This window comes from Streptosporangium sp. NPDC048886, assembly GCF_055586905.1.
The window spans coordinates 191768-208036 of sequence record NZ_JBVJHH010000010.1; the positions used below are offsets into that span (position 1 = coordinate 191768).

Sequence of the window (16269 nt, forward strand, 5' to 3'; positions counted from 1 at the left end):
GAACAAGGGGAGCGAGTGCCATGGGTTCGGTGCGCGTAGCCATTGTCGGTGTAGGCAACTGTGCCACGTCGCTCGTGCAGGGCGTGCACTACTACAGGGACGCCGACCCCGGCGCCCGGGTGCCGGGCCTGATGCACGTCAAGTTCGGCGACTACCACGTCGGCGACGTCGAGTTCGTCGCGGCTTTCGACGTCGACGCCAAGAAGGTCGGGCGTGACCTGTCCGAGGCGATCGTGGCCTCGGAGAACAACACCATCAAGATCTGCGACGTGCCGCCCCTGGGCGTCACCGTGCAGCGCGGCCACACCTTCGACGGTCTCGGCGAGTTCTACCGCGACATGATCGAGGAGTCCGACGAGATCCCGGTCGACGTCGTGCAGGTCCTCAAGGACAGCAAGGTCGACGTCCTGGTCTCCTATCTGCCCGTCGGGTCGGAGGAGGCGGACCGCTTCTACGCCCAGTGCGCCCTCGACGCCAAGGTCGCCTTCGTCAACGCGCTGCCGGTGTTCATCGCCTCCGACCCGGTGTGGGCCCAGAAGTTCACCGACGCCGGTGTCCCGATCGTCGGCGACGACATCAAGTCCCAGGTCGGCGCCACCATCACGCACCGCGTGATGGCCAAGCTGTTCGAGGACCGCGGGGTCGAGCTGCTCCGCACCTACCAGCTCAACTTCGGCGGGAACATGGACTTCATGAACATGCTGGAGCGCAAGCGCCTGCAGTCCAAGAAGATCTCCAAGACCCAGTCCGTCACCTCCCAGATCCCGCACGAGATGGGCAAGGCCGACGTGCACATCGGCCCGTCGGACCACGTGCCGTGGCTCGACGACCGCAAGTGGGCCTACGTCCGCCTGGAGGGCAGGTCCTTCGGCGACACCCCGCTGAACCTGGAGTACAAGCTGGAGGTCTGGGACTCCCCCAACTCCGCCGGCATCATCATCGACGCGGTCCGCGCCGCGAAGATCGCCCTGGACCGGGGCATCGCCGGGCCGATCCTGTCGGCCTCCTCCTACTTCATGAAGTCCCCGCCGGAGCAGTATTCCGACGACGAGGCCCGCGAATACGTGGAGAAGTTCATCCGCGGCGAGGTCGAGCGCTGAGCGCCCGGCAGTGAACAGGCCCCCGCCCGTACGGGCGGGGGCCTGTTCGCGTCTGTCCGCCGGGCCGGTGGCCGGCGGGCCGCGGCGGTCAGCGGGCCGCGGCGGGCAGCCCGGCCGGGTCGGCGACCGGCCAGGCGAGGGGATCGGCGCCGAGTTCGGCCAGCTGGGGGAGCTGTTCGAGGCACCACGGGGAGACGGCCAGCCGGTGGCCGAGCACCCCGTCGACGAACTCCTTCCACGGCATCCAGCGCACGTCGTCGACCTCGTCGGGGTTGGGCACCGCGGCGGACCCGACGACCACCCGGTAGACCGGGCAGAGCTCGTGCTCGACGATCCCGCTGTCCATGACCGCCCGGTAGGAGAAGCGCGGCAGCACCAGGTCGACCCGGTCGGCCCGCAGCCCCAGCTCGTGGGCGAGCCGGCGGGTCACCGCCTCCGGCATCGGCTCGCCCGGCAGGGGGTGGCCGCAGCAGCTGTTGGTCCACACCCCGGGCCAAGTGATCTTGTGCGACGCCCTGCGGGTGAGCAGCACCCGCCCCTGCCCGTCGAACACGTAGCTGGAGAAGGCGAGGTGGAGAGGGGTGTCGGGACCGTGCACCACGGCTTTGGGGGCCGTGCCGATCGCGTTGCCCTCGGGGTCGACGAGCACGACGTGTTCATGAGGCGTCACCCGATCGAGGGTACGTGACCATGCCGCTCCGTCATGTCCGATCAGCTTTAGATCACGAAAGGTGGGGAAATGTCCGTTCACGCATATCAGGGAAGTTCCTGATGTCTCCGCAGGGGTGGTCGAGCGTAGGCTGAGCGCGTGTCATTCGTATCCGATCTACGCGTGGTCCTGGAAGGTCGGGACTTCCGGCGGCTGTTCCGCACCCGCCTGGTCTCACAGTTCTCCGACGGGATCTTCCAGTTCGGCGTAGCCGGATTCGCCTTCTTCAGCCCGGAGAAGAGCACCAACGCCGTCCAGATCGCCGCCGGACTGGCCGTGCTGCTCCTGCCCTACTCGATCCTGGGGCCCTTCGTCGGCGTGTTCATCGACCGCTGGTCCCGGCGGCAGATCCTGGTGATCGCACCGCTGGTCCGCGGGGCGCTGCTGCTGGTGGCCGCGGCCCTCGTCGCCGCCGGCGCCCCCGACGGGCTCTTCTACGCCGCCGCGCTCGCCGTCCTCGGGGTCAACCGCTTCTTCCTCGCCGCGCTGGGGGCCTCGCTCCCGCACGTCGTCCCGGCCGACCGGCTGATGGTGGCCAACGCGGTCACCCCCACCTCCGGCACCGTGCTGACCTTCGTCGGCGTGGGCGCGGGCTACCTGCTGCGGATGGTCTTCGGGGCCGACCACCGGGGCACCGCGGTGCTGCTGGTGGTCTCCGGCCTCGTCTTCGGGTTCAGCGCGCTCATCGCCAGGACCATGAACAGGCGGCTGCTCGGCCCGGCCTACGACCCCGACCGGCCGCAGGCCCGCGAGGCCGTCCGCCACGTGCTGACCGGTATCGCCGACGGCGCCCGGCACATCGTCCGCCACCGGGCCGCCACGGCCGCGATGGGGGCGATGGCCACCCACCGGTTCATGTACGGCATGTGCACGGCGATGCTGGTGATGCTGTCGCGCTACTACTTCGCCGACAGCGCCGAGGACGCGCTGAACGCCGCCTCCCTCGTGGTCGCCACCTCCGGGGTCGGCTACGCCCTGGCCATCCTGGTCACGCCGTGGGCCACCGAGCGCTTCGGCATCGAGCGGTGGGTGCCGGCCATGCTCGCCACCGCCGGGGTGCTGACGTTCGCCCTCTGCTTCTCCTTCCAGCAGTGGGGCTTCGCGGTCGGCGGCTTCGTGCTCGGCGTCGCCGGGCAGAGCATCAAGATCTGCGCGGACACGAGCGTCCAGCGTGACGTCGAGGACGCCTATCTCGGCCGGGCCTTCTCGATCTACGACATGCTCTTCAACGGCACCTACGTGCTGGCCGCGGCGCTGGCCGCGGCACTGCTGCCGGCCGACGGCCGGTCGATGCTGGTGCTGGGGCTCATCACCGCCGGATACGTGGGCGGCGCGGCGCTCTACCGGATGGTCACCCCGGTCCGAGCGCCCGAGCCGCTGCCGTCATCGCCGTCGTGATCCTCTCCAGGTCGTCGCCGATCGAGTAGGGCGGCATCGTGTAGATCAGCCGGCCGAACGGGCGGAGCCAGACCCCGTGCCGCATGACGACGTCCTGGACCGCCGCGACGTCGACGGGCTCGTGGGTCTCGACGACCCCGATCGCGCCCAGCACCCGCACGTCCTTGACCCCGGGCGCCCGCGCGGCCTCCGCCAGGCCCTCGGCCAGGCCGGTCTCGATCCGCTTGACCTCCTCGCGCCACGGACGCTCCGCCAGGAGCTCCAGGGAGGCGCCGGCGACGGCGGTGGCCAGCGGGTTGCCCATGAAGGTCGGCCCGTGCATCAGCACCCCGATGCCCGCCGCCACCCGCTCGGTGCACAGCGTCGCGGCCAGCGACAGGTAGCCGCCGGTCAGCGCCTTGCCCAGGCACATGATGTCGGGCCGCACGCCGGCGTGGTCGCATCCGAACAGCTCACCGGTCCGGCCGAACCCGGTGGCGATCTCGTCGGCGATCAGCAGGACGCCGTGCTCGTCGGCCAGCTCGCGGAGCCGGCGCAGGTAGGCCGGGTGGTAGAAGTGCATGCCGCCCGCCCCCTGGACGACCGGCTCCACGATGATCGCCGCCAGCTCGTGGGCGTGCCGGGCGACCAGCTCCGCCAGCCGGGCCGCGTAGCCCTCGTCGAACTCCGCCGGCGGCCGTTCGGCGAACACGTGCCGGGGCAGCGCGCCGGAGAACAGGTGGTGCATGCCGTTGACCGGGTCGCAGACGGCCATCGCCCCGAAGGTGTCGCCGTGGTATCCGCCCCTGACCGTGAGCAGGCGGCTCCTGCCGGTGAACTGGAAGGCCATCTTGATCGCGACCTCGACGGCCACCGAGCCGGAGTCGGCGATGAACACCTTCGGCAGCCCGGTCATGGTGGCCAGCGTGTGGGCCAGCCGTACGGCGGGCCCGTGGGTGAGCCCGCCGAACATGACGTGCGCCATGTCCTCGACCTGGTCCTTCAGCGCCTGGTTGAGCCGGGGGTGGTTGTAGCCGTGGATCGCCGCCCACCACGACGACATCCCGTCGACCAGCTCCCGGCCGTCGGCGAGCGTCAGCCGTACCCCCTCGGCCCGGGAGACCACGTGGACCGGCCCCCGCGGCGGCACGGCCGCGTAGGGGTGCCAGACGTGCTCACGGTCCAGGTCCGCCAGGCCGTCCGGGCCCGTGAGGTCGTGCGGGCCCACCACGCCGTCCGGGCCCGCGCCCCTACCCAGGGAGCAGCCCGTTCTCGTGAGCCCACCCGCGCAGCGCCTCGGCGGCGGCCTCCTTGCCGATGACGCCCTTGTCCAGGCGCATGTCCAGGAGGAACTTGTAGGCGCGGCCGACGACCGGGCCCGGGGGGACGCCCAGGAGCGCCTGGATCTCGTTGCCGTCGAGCTCGGGGCGGATCTTCCCCAGCTCCTCCTCGTCGGCCAGCCGGGCGATGCGCTCCTCGAGCTGGTCGTAGGTCCGGGACAGGACCTGGGCCTTGCGCCTGTTACGCGTGGTGCAGTCGGCGCGGGTCAGCTTGTGCAGGCGTTCGAGCAGGTGCCCGCCGTCGCGGACGTAGCGGCGCACCGCCGAGTCGGTCCACTCCCCGGTGCCGTAGCCGTGGAAGCGCAGGTGGAGCTCCACCAGGCGGGAGACGTCGGCCACCACGTCCTTGGGGAACTTCAGCTCCGACATGCGCTTCTTGGCCAGCTGCGCGCCCACCACCTCGTGGTGGTGGAAGGAGACCCGCCCGCCGGGCTCGTGGCGGCGGGTCTTGGGCTTGCCCACGTCGTGCAGGAGCGCCGCCCAGCGCAGGATGCGGTCGGGGCCGCTCTCCTCCAGGTCGATCGCCTGCTCCAGCACGATCAGCGTGTGCTCGTAGACGTCCTTGTGCCGGTGGTGCTCGTCGATCTCCAGACGGAGCTTGGGCAGCTCGGGCAGGACGTGGGAGGCGAGCCCGGAGTCGACGAGGATCTTGAGCCCCTCGCGGGGGTGCTCGCCGCAGATCAGCTTGTTCAGCTCGTCGCGGATCCGCTCGGCCGAGACGATCTCGATCCGCTCGGCCATCGCGGTCATCGCGGCGAACGCCCCGGGGTCCACGGTGAAGCCGAGCTGGCTGGCGAACCTGGCGGCGCGGAGCATCCGCAGCGGGTCGTCGTCGAAGGACCGCTCGGGGGGGCCGGGCGTGCGCAGCACCCTGGCGTGCAGGTCGTCGAGACCGCCGTGCGGGTCCACGAACTCGCGGGACGGCAGGCGCAGCGCCATCGCGTTGACCGCGAAGTCACGCCGGGCGAGGTCGCCCTCCAGCGTGTCGCCGTAGGCCACCTCGGGCTTGCGTGAGGCGGGGTCGTAGGACTCGCTGCGGTAGGTGGTGATCTCCAGCAGCCAGTTGCCCCTGCGCACGCCGACCGTGCCGAAGTCGATGCCGATCGTCCAGATGGAGTCGGCCCAGTCCCGGATGAGCTCCAGGACCGCCTCAGGGCGCGCGTCCGTGGTCAGGTCGAGGTCGTTGCCGATCCTGCCGAGGAAGACATCGCGGACGGAGCCGCCCACGAGGGCGATCTGGTACCCCCGGGCGGCGAACAGTTCGCCGAGCTCATCGGCCACAGGAGCGATCTTTCGGAACAGCTCGCTCATGCCGTGTCGCTGGCTCTCAGACAGATTTGAAAGGGACAAGCCGGGTAGGTCCTTCGGTTACGGAACATGTTCCCCTCTGGGGATACACCTGAAGCGATCACCAGGTTACGGTCAGTCAGGAGACCGTCGGGGGCCGTGCGTCGAGGCAAGGAGCACATACATGAAGGACGCCCTCGCGATCCACCGCTGGCTCCTCGCACACCAGGTCCACCATGAGATCGTACGCCTTCCGCGCGCGATGACATGCGTCGACGAGCTGCCGGAGCTGCTGTCCGCGAGCCCGGCGACCTGCGTGGAGGTCACAGTCTTCGAGGTCACGACCCGGATCGGCCGCGAGTCCGTCGCGGTCGTCAGCACCGTCGGATCCCCTCTCCCGCTCGGCGTGATCGGCGGCACCCTGGGCGCCCGCCGGGTCCGGCCCGCCTCGGCCTTCACCGTGAACTCCGTCACCGACTACGCCGCCGGGCTGATCTGCCCGCTGCTGCTGCCCGACGGGCTGACCGTGCTGGTCGACGAGCGGCTCACCGGGACCGCGCAGATCGTTCACACTCCCACTGGAGAGCGTCACACGGCGCTGCGGATACGTGCCGACCACCTGCTCACACTTGTCTCAGGGAAGCCCATTGACCTAGTCCATTCACGGTCACGGAGAGAGCAGACGACCTTTCCCCTCGCTGGATAGGCCATAGCATTACGGGCGTGCGCCGTACTCGACCCATGGCCGGCATGTGATCAACAAGGCCGCGCTGCTCGCCGTGCTCACCACCACGCTGCTCTCCACGGCGGCCGTGGTGTCTCCTGCTGCGGCGAACGCCCAGACGACCACGGTGAGCCGCCAGAGCCCGCAGCTCGTGGTGGAGACGATCAGCCCCGACGTGCCCCGTGAGCCGACCGCCGAGATCAAGATCTCCGGCTCCTTCACCAACCCCGGCACCGAGGCCCTCACCAACCTCCGGATCCGGATGCGCTACTCGTCCCAGCCGTTCGCCCAGCGCGCCGACATGGCGTCCTACCTGAGCGGCCAGGCGTTCCAGCCCGTCACCTGGACCCAGTCCAGCGTCCCGCAGGTCGCGCCCTCGGCCAAGGTGCCGTGGGAGTTCCCCACCACGGCGCAGCAGCTGGGCCTGTCCCGGTTCGGCGTCTACCCGGTCATGGTCGAGGTGCTCGACCCGCTCGGCCAGCAGCTCGCCGTCCAGCGCACCTTCGTCTCCTACCTGCCCAAGGGCACCAAGGTGCCCCGCACCAGGCTCGCCATGGTCCTGCCGATCATCGATCAGCCCCGCCGGGCCGACGACCGCATCTTCGTCAACGACGGCCTGCCGGCGTCCATGGCCGAGGGCAAGCGCCTGGGCAACCTGCTGAAGATCGCCCAGGACACCGCCTCGGTCAAGGGGCTCACCTGGGTGGTCGACCCCGCCCTGCTCGACGACGCGCGGGCGCTGAGCAAGGCGCACACGGTCCAGACCGAGGAGACGGGCGAGAGCCGCCCGGCGGACGCCGCGGCCGCCAAGTGGCTCGGCGAGCTCCGCACGGCCCTCGCCGAGCCTCCGGTCGTGGCCACCCCCTACGCCGACCCCGACGTGGCCGCGCTGGCCCACAACGGCGTCGACGACATCACCTCGACCGGGATCAAGGCGGCCGGGACCGTCGCCAAGGAGATCCTCGGCCGCGACGTCCGCACCGACGTCAACTGGCCGGCGAACGGGCTGCTCGACTACGACGGGCTGGACCTGCTGGCCACCGGCGGCGTCCGCACCGTGCTGCTGAACGCGCCGAACCTGCCCCCGGCGATCCCGTCCGCCACCACCCCGGACGCCTCCGCGACCGTGGAGAGCGTGAGCGGCCCGGTCACCGCGCTGGTCGCCGACACGGCGCTGAGCGAGGTCATCGGCGCCGACACCTCCGTCCCCGGCGCGGCCCTGCTGAACCGCCAGCGGTTCATCGCGGAGACCGCGATGATCGGTTCCGAGCCCGTCACCACCTCCAGGACCGTGATCGGCGCCCCGCCCCGGCGCTGGAACCCGGACCCGGCCTATGTGACCGACCTGGCCAAGACGGCCGCCACCCTGCCGTGGCTCGCCCCGGCCACGCTCGACGCGGTCAAGAAGGGCAAGGGCGTCCCCACGGCCCGGACCGACCTGACCTACACCGACCAGGACCGGCGCAAGGAGCTCGGCAGGCCGTACGTGTCGAGTGTCAGGCGGGTGGCCGCCCGCGCCGACCTGACGTCCACGGTGACCACCGGGCAGGACGCCAACGTCTTCGACCTCGCGCTGCTCCGGCTCACCTCCTCCGCCTGGCGGGACAGGGCCGAGACCGCCACGCCGTACGTCAAGCAGGTCGGGACCGCCGTCGACGAGCGGATCGGGAAGATCTCCATCACCGGCACCGAGCAGACCCAGGTCCGCACGCTGGCCGGCAAGAACGGAGAGGTGCCGATCACCGTCCACAACGGCCTGGGTCCGGACGTCGACGGCAACGAGGTCGAGGTCAAGCTGGAGGTGACCTCCGACCAGCCCAACCTGCTGAAGATCGAGCCCTACGAGGCCCAGGACGACCCGATCGTGATCCGGGGCGGCCAGAACCGGACCATCCGCGTCCCGATGACCGCGACGACGACGACCGGCGGGCAGACCACCGTGACGGTCCAGCTCACCACCGAAGACGGCCGCAAATACGGCAGGCCCGTCGAGCTGACCGTGCGGACCACCGGCTACACCGGGATCGCCCTGGTGATCGTCGGAGCGGCGCTCCTGGTGATGCTGGCAGCGGTGATCATGCGCGTCCTGCGCCGGCGGGGGACCCGCCGCGCCGCGGCGGCCACCGTGCCGCAGCGGCGGGCGAGCGCACCGGCCGGCACCGAGTCCTGAGCACCAGCGGTCTAGCGGAGGAGAGCGGATGAGCAGGGTTCTGCGTGCGAGCGCGATCATGGCGGCGGGGACGATGGTCTCCCGCGTCACGGGTTTCGTCCGTACGGCGCTGCTCGCCGCGGCGATCAGCACCGCCTACGTGGGCGACGCCTACAACGTCGCCTACGCGATCCCGTTCATCCTGTTCGACTTCCTCATCGGCGGGATCCTGAGCAGCGTCGTCGTCCCGATGATCGTCAAGCGGCAGAAGAACGACCCCGACGGCGGCCGGGCCTACGAGCAGCGGCTGATGACGCTGGGGACCGTGGTGCTGACTGTGGTGGCGGTGCTGGCCGTGCTGCTCGCCCGGCCGCTGATCGGCCTCTACACCGAAGACTGGAACGCCAGGAAGGTCGAGGTCGCGGTCACGCTGGCCCGATACATCCTGCCGCAGATCGCCTTCTTCGGCATCGGGGCCATCGCCGGGGCGATCCTCAACACCCGCGACCGGTTCGGCGCCCCGATGTGGGCGCCGGTGCTGAACAACGTGGTGATGATCGGCGTCCTGGTGGCCTACTACCTGATGCTCGGCGACGCGGGCGCCGACATCGACCGGGTGACCGACGCCGACCTGGCGCTGCTCGGCCTGGGCACCACCGCCGGGATCGTGGCCCAGTGCCTGGTGCTGGTCGTCTCGCTGCACCGGGTGGGCTTCCGGTTCCGGCCCAGGTTCGACCTGCGCGACGCCGGGTTCGGCGAGATGGGCCGGACCGCGGTCTGGACCTTCGCCTACGTCGGCGTCAGCCAGATCGCCTTCCTCGTCACCACCAGGCTCTCCTCCGGCGCGGGTGAGGCTGTGCCCGGAGCGGGCAACTCCACCTACGCCTCCGCCTTCCAGCTCTTCCAGCTCCCCTACGGGATCATCGCGGTCTCGGTGATCACCGCGATGCTGCCCCGGATGAGCCGGGCGGTGCACGACGGGCAGCTGGAGTCGGTCCGCGAGGAGTTCGCCTCGGGCGTGCGGCTGGTGTCGGCGCTGCTCGTCCCCGCCGGGCTGATGCTGATGGTGCTGGGGCCCGCGGTGACCGTGCTGATCTTCTCGTGGGGCACCATGACCGTCGACGCGGCGGTCTACATCGGCAACGTGCTGCAGGTCTTCGGCCTGGCGCTGGTCCCGTTCTCGATCTTCCAGCTCCTGCTGCGTGTCTTCTACGCCTTCGGCGACACGCGCACGCCGGTCTTCGTCGGCGCGGGCAACACCGTGGTGAGCATCGCGCTCAGCCTGCTCGCCTACTCCTTCCTCCCGGCGGAGTACGTGGTGATGGGCCTGGCCGCCGCGTTCGCGATCACCTACGTGGTGGGCACCGCGATCGCCTGGACCCTGGCCGCCCGCCGGGTGCGGGGCCTTCAGGGACGCGCCGTGGCCGCCGGGCTGTCGCGGATGTACGTCGCCGCGCTCCCGGCCGCGCTGGTCGCCCTCGGCGTGCTCTGGCTCACGCAGGAGCTGACCGACCTGACCCCGCTCAGCGCGGCCATCATGCTGGCCGCGGGCGGCGGTCTCGGTATGGTTCTCTACCTGGTCATCGCACACCGGATGCGTATCCCGGAAGTGAGTTCGATCGTTGGAATGGTTGCGGGCAGGGTAGGCCGGTAACCCAAAGGGTTGTCCCAAGCGTCTGACAACCAGATCACGGGCGGAACCGGCGCGGGACTACCATGGTGCGACGCGTGTGACGACATGCGGCTAATGGAAGCAGGAGGGCGTGGGCGGATCCACCCGGCATCGCGTGATGTGTCCTGATGTGTCAACCCGGCATGGCGCTGTCGTGTTCTCAGTTACGGAGCGCTCATGAGTTCCCCCGCCGTCGAGCCCGGCACGAAGCTGGCAGAGCGTTTCCGCCTCGAGGACCGCGTCCACGAGTCCGGCGGGGCCACGCTGTGGAAGGCCATCGACGAGGTGCTCGCCCGGCCTGTCGCCGTGCACACGTTCGACCCCGGCTTCCCCCGCCTCAACGAGGTCGTCACGGCCGCCCGCGCGGCCAGCCGGCTGACCGACCCCAGGCTGACCCAGGTCTTCGACGCCACCGAGGACAACGGCCACTCCTACGTCGTCAGCGAATGGGTGAGCGGGGAGACCCTCACCGACATGATCACCGCTGGGCCGCTGGAGCCGGAGCGGGCCGCCGCGCTGGTGGCCGAGGCCGCCGAGGCGCTGGCCCACGCGCACGAGGCCGATCTGGCCCACCTGTGCCTGACCCCCGAGCACCTGGTGTGGACGGCGGGCAGCACGGTCAAGCTGCTGGGGGTGGGCGTCGACGCCGTCCTGGCCGACGTGACGAGCGACGACCCGGCCAGGACCGACGCCGAGGGGCTCGGCCGCCTGCTGTACGCCGGGCTGACCGGCCACTGGCCGGGCGAGGAGCAGGAGAGCGGACTGCCCGCCGCCCCCATGGACGACGGTCACTTCTGCACGCCGCGCCAGGTCACCGCGGGCGTCCCCGGCTACCTCGACACCATCACCTGCCGGGCGATCCTGCCCGAGAGCAGGCGCGGGCTCGAACTACTGACGACGCCGGAGGCGATCGCCGAGGTCCTCGCCTCGGTGCCCCGGCCCACCCCGATGCCCATGCCGATGCCCGCGGCGGTGGCGCCGTCCCCCTCCTCGGTGGCGGCCTCGCGCTCGGAGGGCGTCGAGACCCCGTCCGCCCAGCGCCCCAGCCCGCCCATCCCCCTGCCGCAGCACCACTACCAGCAGCCGCGGCCGGCCGGCGGCGGGATGGTCAACAAGGTCGTCATGACCATGGTCGTGCTGCTGGTGATGGTGGCCGTCGGCCTGGGCGCCTGGACCCTCGGGCGCAGCATCGGCAACGCCGGGACCCCTGAGGCGGGGCCGAGCGCCACGCCCACGCCGACCGTGGCCGCCGCCACCCGCGAGGTCAAGCCCGCCTCCGTCACCGGATTCGACCCGCTGGGCGACCGCGACGAGCGGGGCGAGCTCGCCCTCAACGCGGTGGACGGCAAGCCCTCCACCGACTGGCACTCCGAGTCCTACGACTCGGTCGACTTCGGCCGGCTGAAGGAGGGCGTCGGCCTCATGCTCGACATGGGGCAGAGCGTCCCGGTCAAGCAGGTCTCGGCCGACTTCGGCAGCGGCTCCGGCGGCGCCGTGGAGATCAGGGTCGGCGACTCGCAGGCCCAGGGGAGCATGACCGCGCTCGGCAAGTCCACCGACGCGTCGGGCAAGAAGACCTTCAGCTCCGACTCTCCGAAGAAGGGCCGCTACGTCCTGGTCTGGTTCACCAAGATGCCGACCTACCAGGGCAAGTACCGCGGCACCGTGCACGAGGTCAAGGTGCTCGCCACGAAGTGACACCGGCGCGATTTGATCGGTTTTACCCGTCTTGTTGACGATCATGGGAGATTTCGTGGCACCATCTATCACGTAGTGGTGTTCTCCCCGGACCGGCAGCAGGACTCTCCTTGTGAATTCCCCACCCGAGACCCCGCCAGCGGCGGAACAGCAGATGGCGCGGGCCGCAGTGTCCGACGCCGAGCTGCTGACCCGGCACATCGCCGGGGATCCGCACGCTTTCAGTGAAATAGTCAAGCGTCATCGCGACCGCATGTGGGCGGTCGCCCTGCGTACGCTGGGCGACCCCGACGAGGCGGCCGACGCCGTACAGGACGCCTTCGTCTCGGCCTATCGCAAGGCCGACAGCTTCCGCGGCGAGGCCGCCGTCACCACGTGGCTGCACCGCATCGTGGTCAACGCCTGCCTCGACCGCATGCGCAGGAAATCCGTACGCCCGGTCGCCGACGACGAGCTCGTCGAGGCCGCCGAGCGCGACACCCCGGTGCTCGACCAGACGGCCGAGCGCGAGGTCTCCATGGAGGTCTCGGCCGCGCTCAAGCTCCTGCCCGCCGACCAGCGGGCCGCGCTGGTGCTCGTGGACATGATGGGCTACTCCGTCGAGGACGCCGCCCAGGTCCTGGAGGTGCCGAGCGGCACGGTGAAGAGCAGATGCGCCCGCGGACGGGCGAAACTCGCCCCAATTCTTTCCCACTTACGGAACCGATCCGACCTGAATCGCGTCTCATCCGCGAAGGGAGCAGAACTTCGTGACGGGTGATACGCACTACGACCTGGAGATCTTGGCCGAGCTGGCCGAAGGTCTCCTCGACGCCGCCACGGCCCTGCAGGTACGCGAGCATCTCGCGGTCTGCGATCCCTGTGGCGAGAGCCTTGCCGACCTGGCAGCGGTCCGCGAGGTGCTGTCGGCGACGCCTACCCCGGCGATGCCGATGGGAGTCGCGCTCAGGATCGACCGCGCGCTGGCCGCAGAGGCCGAAAGCTTCCGTGGAGGTGGAGTGGGCCTGGTGGAAGCACCGGCCTGGGACGACATAATGCGCGACGCGCCATGGGAGAGTGCCCCTCTCCCCGAGCCTGAGCCGGAGCCGGTGACACGGCTCGGAGTCGTCGGCGACGACGGCACCATCACTCCGGCCAGGCAGCGCAGGGCCACACGCCGGCGCCGGTGGGCGATGCCCGTCGCGGCGGCGGGAGTGCTGGCGGCGGTGGTCGGCGGGACCGTGGTGACGAGCGGCGTTCTCTCCGCCCCGGGCGCGGGCCACGGCAGCCCGACCGCCCAGCCTCTGGCCGCCTCCGGTCAGGGCTACCAGCTGACCGACAGCAACTGGAACTACAGCGACCGGGAGCTGAGAGGCTCGCTGCTCGACTACATCGGTCCGGCGCAGATCGTCGACGCCAAGGACATGAGCGCCGGCGCCAAGCTCCAGCAGTGCGTCCAGCAGGTCAGCGGCAAGGTCGGGAAGTCTCCGTTCGCCGTGGACCAGGGCCTCTACAACGGTCAGGAGGCCAACATCATGGTCTTCTGGCAGAACAAGGCCAAGAACTCGGTCAGCGTCCACGTCGTGGGGCTGCAGTGTGAGGACCTGCGCAAGCCGGCCCTCGCAAGCTGGAACTAACCTCCGGTAACACCCCATCCAAAGAGAAGCCCGGTATGGATCCGTCCATGCCGGGCCTTCTCGTCTCACCCGGGAATCACCGACGCCTAGGATCTGTTGACGCCACTGGCAATGACAAAGGGAGAGGCGCAGCAGTGATGGACGTCCGGAATGTGATCATCATTGGATCGGGTCCCGCCGGCTACACGGCGGCCGTCTACTCCGCGCGTGCGGACCTCAAGCCCCTGATCTTCGAGGGATCGGTCACTGCCGGCGGCGCGCTGATGAACACCACCGAGGTGGAGAACTTCCCCGGGTTCCCCGACGGCATCATGGGCCCCGACCTCATGGACAGCATGCGCAAGCAGGCCGAGCGGTTCGGCGCCGAGCTGGTCGCCGACGACGTCGTCGAGGTCGACCTGACCGTCACTCCCAAGGTCGTCAAGACCGCCACCGACACCTACCACGCCAAGGCCGTCATCCTGGCCATGGGCTCCGGCTACCGCGAGCTGGGCGTGCCCAACGAGAAGCGGCTGTCCGGCCACGGCGTCTCCTGGTGTGCCACCTGTGACGGCTTCTTCTTCCGCGGCCAGGACATCGTGGTCGTCGGCGGCGGCGACACCGCCATGGAGGAGGCCATCTTCCTCACCCGGTTCGCCGGCTCGGTGACCGTCGTGCACCGCCGCGACGAGCTGCGCGCCAGCAAGATCATGCAGGACCGCGCGTTCGCCAACGAGAAGATCCGCTTCGTCTGGGACAGCGAGGTCGCCGACGTCCTGGGCGAGAACAAGGTCAGCGGGGTGCGCCTGCGCAACCTCAAGACCGGCGAGGAGAGCGAGCTCCCGGCCACCGGCCTGTTCATCGCGATCGGTCACGACCCGCGCACCGAGCTCGTCAAGGGCCAGGTGGAGCTCGACGACGAGGGCTACATCAAGGTCGCCTCCCCCTCCACGCGCACCAACCTGGACGGTGTCTTCGCCGCCGGCGACGTCGTCGACCACACCTACCGCCAGGCCATCACCGCCGCCGGCACCGGCACCGCCGCGTCGCTGGACGCCGAGCGCTGGCTGAGCGACCACGACGACCACTGAGACCAACCGCAACCTCGGATAGGGAGAGCAGCAACCTTGGGTGCCATCAAGAACGTGACCGACGCCAGCTTCGACGCCGACGTCCTCAAGAGCGACAAGCCCGTCATCGTTGACTTCTGGGCCGAGTGGTGCGGCCCGTGCCGCCAGGTCGCGCCGATCCTGGAGGAGATCGCCAACGAGCAGGCCGAGAAGCTGACCGTCGTCAAGCTGAACGTCGACGAGAATCCGTCGACTGCCGGCAATTACGGCGTACTCCAGATTCCGACCCTGAACGTCTATAAGAACGGAGAGGTCGTGAAGCAGATCATTGGTGCGAAGCCGAAGGCCATGCTGCTCCGCGAGCTCGAGGGCATCATCTAGGCCCCCTGCGGCTGGTCGCACCCCACAGCGCATGCCGTACCACCCGCTTCCGAGCGGCACACCCACCCAGCGAAAGCCCCCTCGCCCGACGGCAGGGGGCTTCCGCGCGTCCGTGGCGGGTCCGCGGCGTGCGCCCCGGTACGGCGGGGCGGGCGGGCCCGGCCGAGGGGCGTACGGCTTGCGCCGGCCGAAGGGTGAGCGGCTTGCGCTGACCGAAGGGTGTACGGTTTGCACCGGCCGGCCGAGGGCGGCGCGAGCGGCAGGCGTGCCGTAGCGCCTCACAGGGCGGCCGTGGCGCCCTCTCCGGGCGAGGGCGCGGCCCGGGGGCGGGGGCGGGTGGAGAGACCCTCAGACGGGCCTTAGCGCCCTCTCCGGGCTCATGGAGCCCAGCAGCCTCTCCAGCGCCACCTCGACATCCTCGCGCCACGACACGGCGGTCTTGAGCTCCAGGCGGAGCCGGGGGAAGCGCAGATGCGGCCGGACCGTCTTGAACCCCACCGAGAGCAGGTAGTCGGCGGGCATCAGGCAGGCCCCCGGCTGCTCCCACTTCAGGTCGCCGAACGCCTCGATCGCCCGGACCCCGCGCCGGGTCAGGTCCTTGGCCACGCCCTGGACCAGCATCCGGCCCAGACCGCCGCCGGAGAACTCCGGGACGATGTGCGCCGTCATCAGCAGCACGGCGTCGGCACTGACCGGCGAGGTCGGGAAGGCCACCGAGCGCGGCACGTAGTGCGGCGGCGCGTAGAGCACGAACCCGGCCGCCACCCCGTCCACATAGACGATCTTGCCGCAGCTCCCCCACTCCAGCAGCGTGGAGGAGATCCAGGCCTCTTTCTCCAGCCCCGGATCACCCACCTCGACCGCCCGGTTCCCGTTGACGGGATCGAGCTCCCAGAAGACGCACCGGCGGCACCGGCGCGGCAGGTCGTCGAGATTGTCGAGTGTGACGTTTGCCAGCCGACGCGACACCTGTTGGCCCCAATCCTGGCGAGACGAGCGCAAGCCATGGCGAAAACCGCGCGAAAACGACGTCTTCAGCTGGCATCGTAGCTCAGGGAGGGCCTCTGTTTCAGGGTCTCCCGTCCCCCCACGCAGACGACAACCGTCACTGACGTACCCTGGTTTCTCTAGCATGAGCACCATGTGCTCCACATGACCTAGGAGGTG

At 70.2% G+C, this 16269-nt stretch carries 14 protein-coding genes; 10 read left to right on the top strand and 4 right to left on the bottom strand.

Annotated elements, in window-relative coordinates; all coding sequences use genetic code 11:
• The first annotated feature begins 20 nt into the window (after nt 1–20).
• Nucleotides 21–1100 carry an inositol-3-phosphate synthase gene (locus ACZ6R6_RS14825; RefSeq protein ID WP_306861553.1) on the top strand — a complete coding sequence of 360 codons (1080 nt, stop codon included), beginning with the start codon at nt 21–23 and terminating at the stop codon, nt 1098–1100.
• An 88-nt stretch (nt 1101–1188) separates the two neighbouring features.
• On the opposite strand, the gene idi is transcribed toward ACZ6R6_RS14825, so the two are convergent.
• A complete protein-coding gene (idi, locus tag ACZ6R6_RS14830; RefSeq protein ID WP_470093522.1) occupies nt 1189–1770 on the bottom strand; it encodes an isopentenyl-diphosphate Delta-isomerase in 582 nt (193 codons plus the stop codon).
• Between the two features lie 138 nt (nt 1771–1908).
• Here idi and ACZ6R6_RS14835 point away from each other — a divergent pair, with 138 nt between their 5' ends.
• Nucleotides 1909–3207: an MFS transporter gene (locus ACZ6R6_RS14835; protein ID WP_470093524.1), complete on the top strand. Its 1299-nt coding sequence runs from the start codon at nt 1909–1911 to the stop codon at nt 3205–3207.
• On the opposite strand, the gene ACZ6R6_RS14840 is transcribed toward ACZ6R6_RS14835, so the two are convergent.
• Nucleotides 3161–4414: an adenosylmethionine--8-amino-7-oxononanoate transaminase gene (locus ACZ6R6_RS14840; protein ID WP_470093526.1), complete on the bottom strand. Its 1254-nt coding sequence runs from the start codon at nt 4412–4414 to the stop codon at nt 3161–3163. The genes ACZ6R6_RS14835 and ACZ6R6_RS14840 overlap by 47 nt on opposite strands.
• Before the next feature lie 22 nt (nt 4415–4436).
• Complete coding sequence (locus tag ACZ6R6_RS14845; RefSeq protein WP_470093528.1) at nt 4437–5837, bottom strand: CCA tRNA nucleotidyltransferase; 1401 nt, start codon at nt 5835–5837, stop codon at nt 4437–4439.
• A 160-nt stretch (nt 5838–5997) separates the two neighbouring features.
• Between ACZ6R6_RS14845 and ACZ6R6_RS14850 the strand changes: the two genes are divergently transcribed.
• From ACZ6R6_RS14850 to trxA, 8 genes are all read left to right on the top strand, one after another.
• On the top strand, nt 5998–6519 hold the full coding sequence (locus ACZ6R6_RS14850; protein ID WP_306861563.1) for an aminoacyl-tRNA deacylase: 522 nt from the start codon (nt 5998–6000) through the stop codon (nt 6517–6519).
• Nucleotides 6520–6565: 46 nt separating this feature from the next.
• On the top strand, nt 6566–8707 hold the full coding sequence (locus ACZ6R6_RS14855; protein ID WP_470093530.1) for a DUF6049 family protein: 2142 nt from the start codon (nt 6566–6568) through the stop codon (nt 8705–8707).
• A 28-nt stretch (nt 8708–8735) separates the two neighbouring features.
• Nucleotides 8736–10340, top strand: coding sequence for a murein biosynthesis integral membrane protein MurJ (murJ, locus tag ACZ6R6_RS14860; RefSeq protein ID WP_470093532.1), 1605 nt, complete (start codon nt 8736–8738; stop codon nt 10338–10340).
• A gap of 195 nt (nt 10341–10535) precedes the next feature.
• Nucleotides 10536–12056: a protein kinase family protein gene (locus ACZ6R6_RS14865; protein ID WP_470093534.1), complete on the top strand. Its 1521-nt coding sequence runs from the start codon at nt 10536–10538 to the stop codon at nt 12054–12056.
• Nucleotides 12057–12210: 154 nt separating this feature from the next.
• A complete protein-coding gene (sigM, locus tag ACZ6R6_RS14870; protein WP_470093536.1) occupies nt 12211–12816 on the top strand; it encodes an RNA polymerase sigma factor SigM in 606 nt (201 codons plus the stop codon).
• A complete protein-coding gene (locus tag ACZ6R6_RS14875; RefSeq protein WP_470093538.1) occupies nt 12806–13672 on the top strand; it encodes an anti-sigma factor family protein in 867 nt (288 codons plus the stop codon). The genes sigM and ACZ6R6_RS14875 overlap by 11 nt, the downstream gene beginning before the upstream one ends.
• 134 nt (nt 13673–13806) lie before the next feature.
• On the top strand, nt 13807–14742 hold the full coding sequence (gene trxB / locus ACZ6R6_RS14880; RefSeq protein WP_470093540.1) for a thioredoxin-disulfide reductase: 936 nt from the start codon (nt 13807–13809) through the stop codon (nt 14740–14742).
• 36 nt (nt 14743–14778) lie between these two features.
• Entirely contained in the window at nt 14779–15102 is a 324-nt protein-coding gene (gene trxA, locus ACZ6R6_RS14885) for a thioredoxin (RefSeq protein WP_184754683.1), read from the top strand.
• A gap of 348 nt (nt 15103–15450) precedes the next feature.
• Here the strand turns inward: trxA and ACZ6R6_RS14890 are convergent, their stop codons facing one another.
• On the bottom strand, nt 15451–16071 hold the full coding sequence (locus ACZ6R6_RS14890; protein WP_012895722.1) for a hypothetical protein: 621 nt from the start codon (nt 16069–16071) through the stop codon (nt 15451–15453).
• Nucleotides 16072–16269 lie beyond the last annotated feature (198 nt).

Excerpts from the sequence above, each read along its gene's own strand:
- ACZ6R6_RS14825 (WP_306861553.1), top strand. The coding sequence starts at position 21 with ATGGGTTCGGTGCGCGTAGCCATTGTCGGTGTAGGCAACTGTGCCACG.
- ACZ6R6_RS14845 (WP_470093528.1), bottom strand. The coding sequence starts at position 5,837 with ATGAGCGAGCTGTTCCGAAAGATCGCTCCTGTGGCCGATGAGCTCGGC.
- ACZ6R6_RS14850 (WP_306861563.1), top strand. The coding sequence starts at position 5,998 with ATGAAGGACGCCCTCGCGATCCACCGCTGGCTCCTCGCACACCAGGTC.
- murJ (WP_470093532.1), top strand. The coding sequence starts at position 8,736 with ATGAGCAGGGTTCTGCGTGCGAGCGCGATCATGGCGGCGGGGACGATG.
- ACZ6R6_RS14865 (WP_470093534.1), top strand. The coding sequence starts at position 10,536 with ATGAGTTCCCCCGCCGTCGAGCCCGGCACGAAGCTGGCAGAGCGTTTC.
- sigM (WP_470093536.1), top strand. The coding sequence starts at position 12,211 with ATGGCGCGGGCCGCAGTGTCCGACGCCGAGCTGCTGACCCGGCACATC.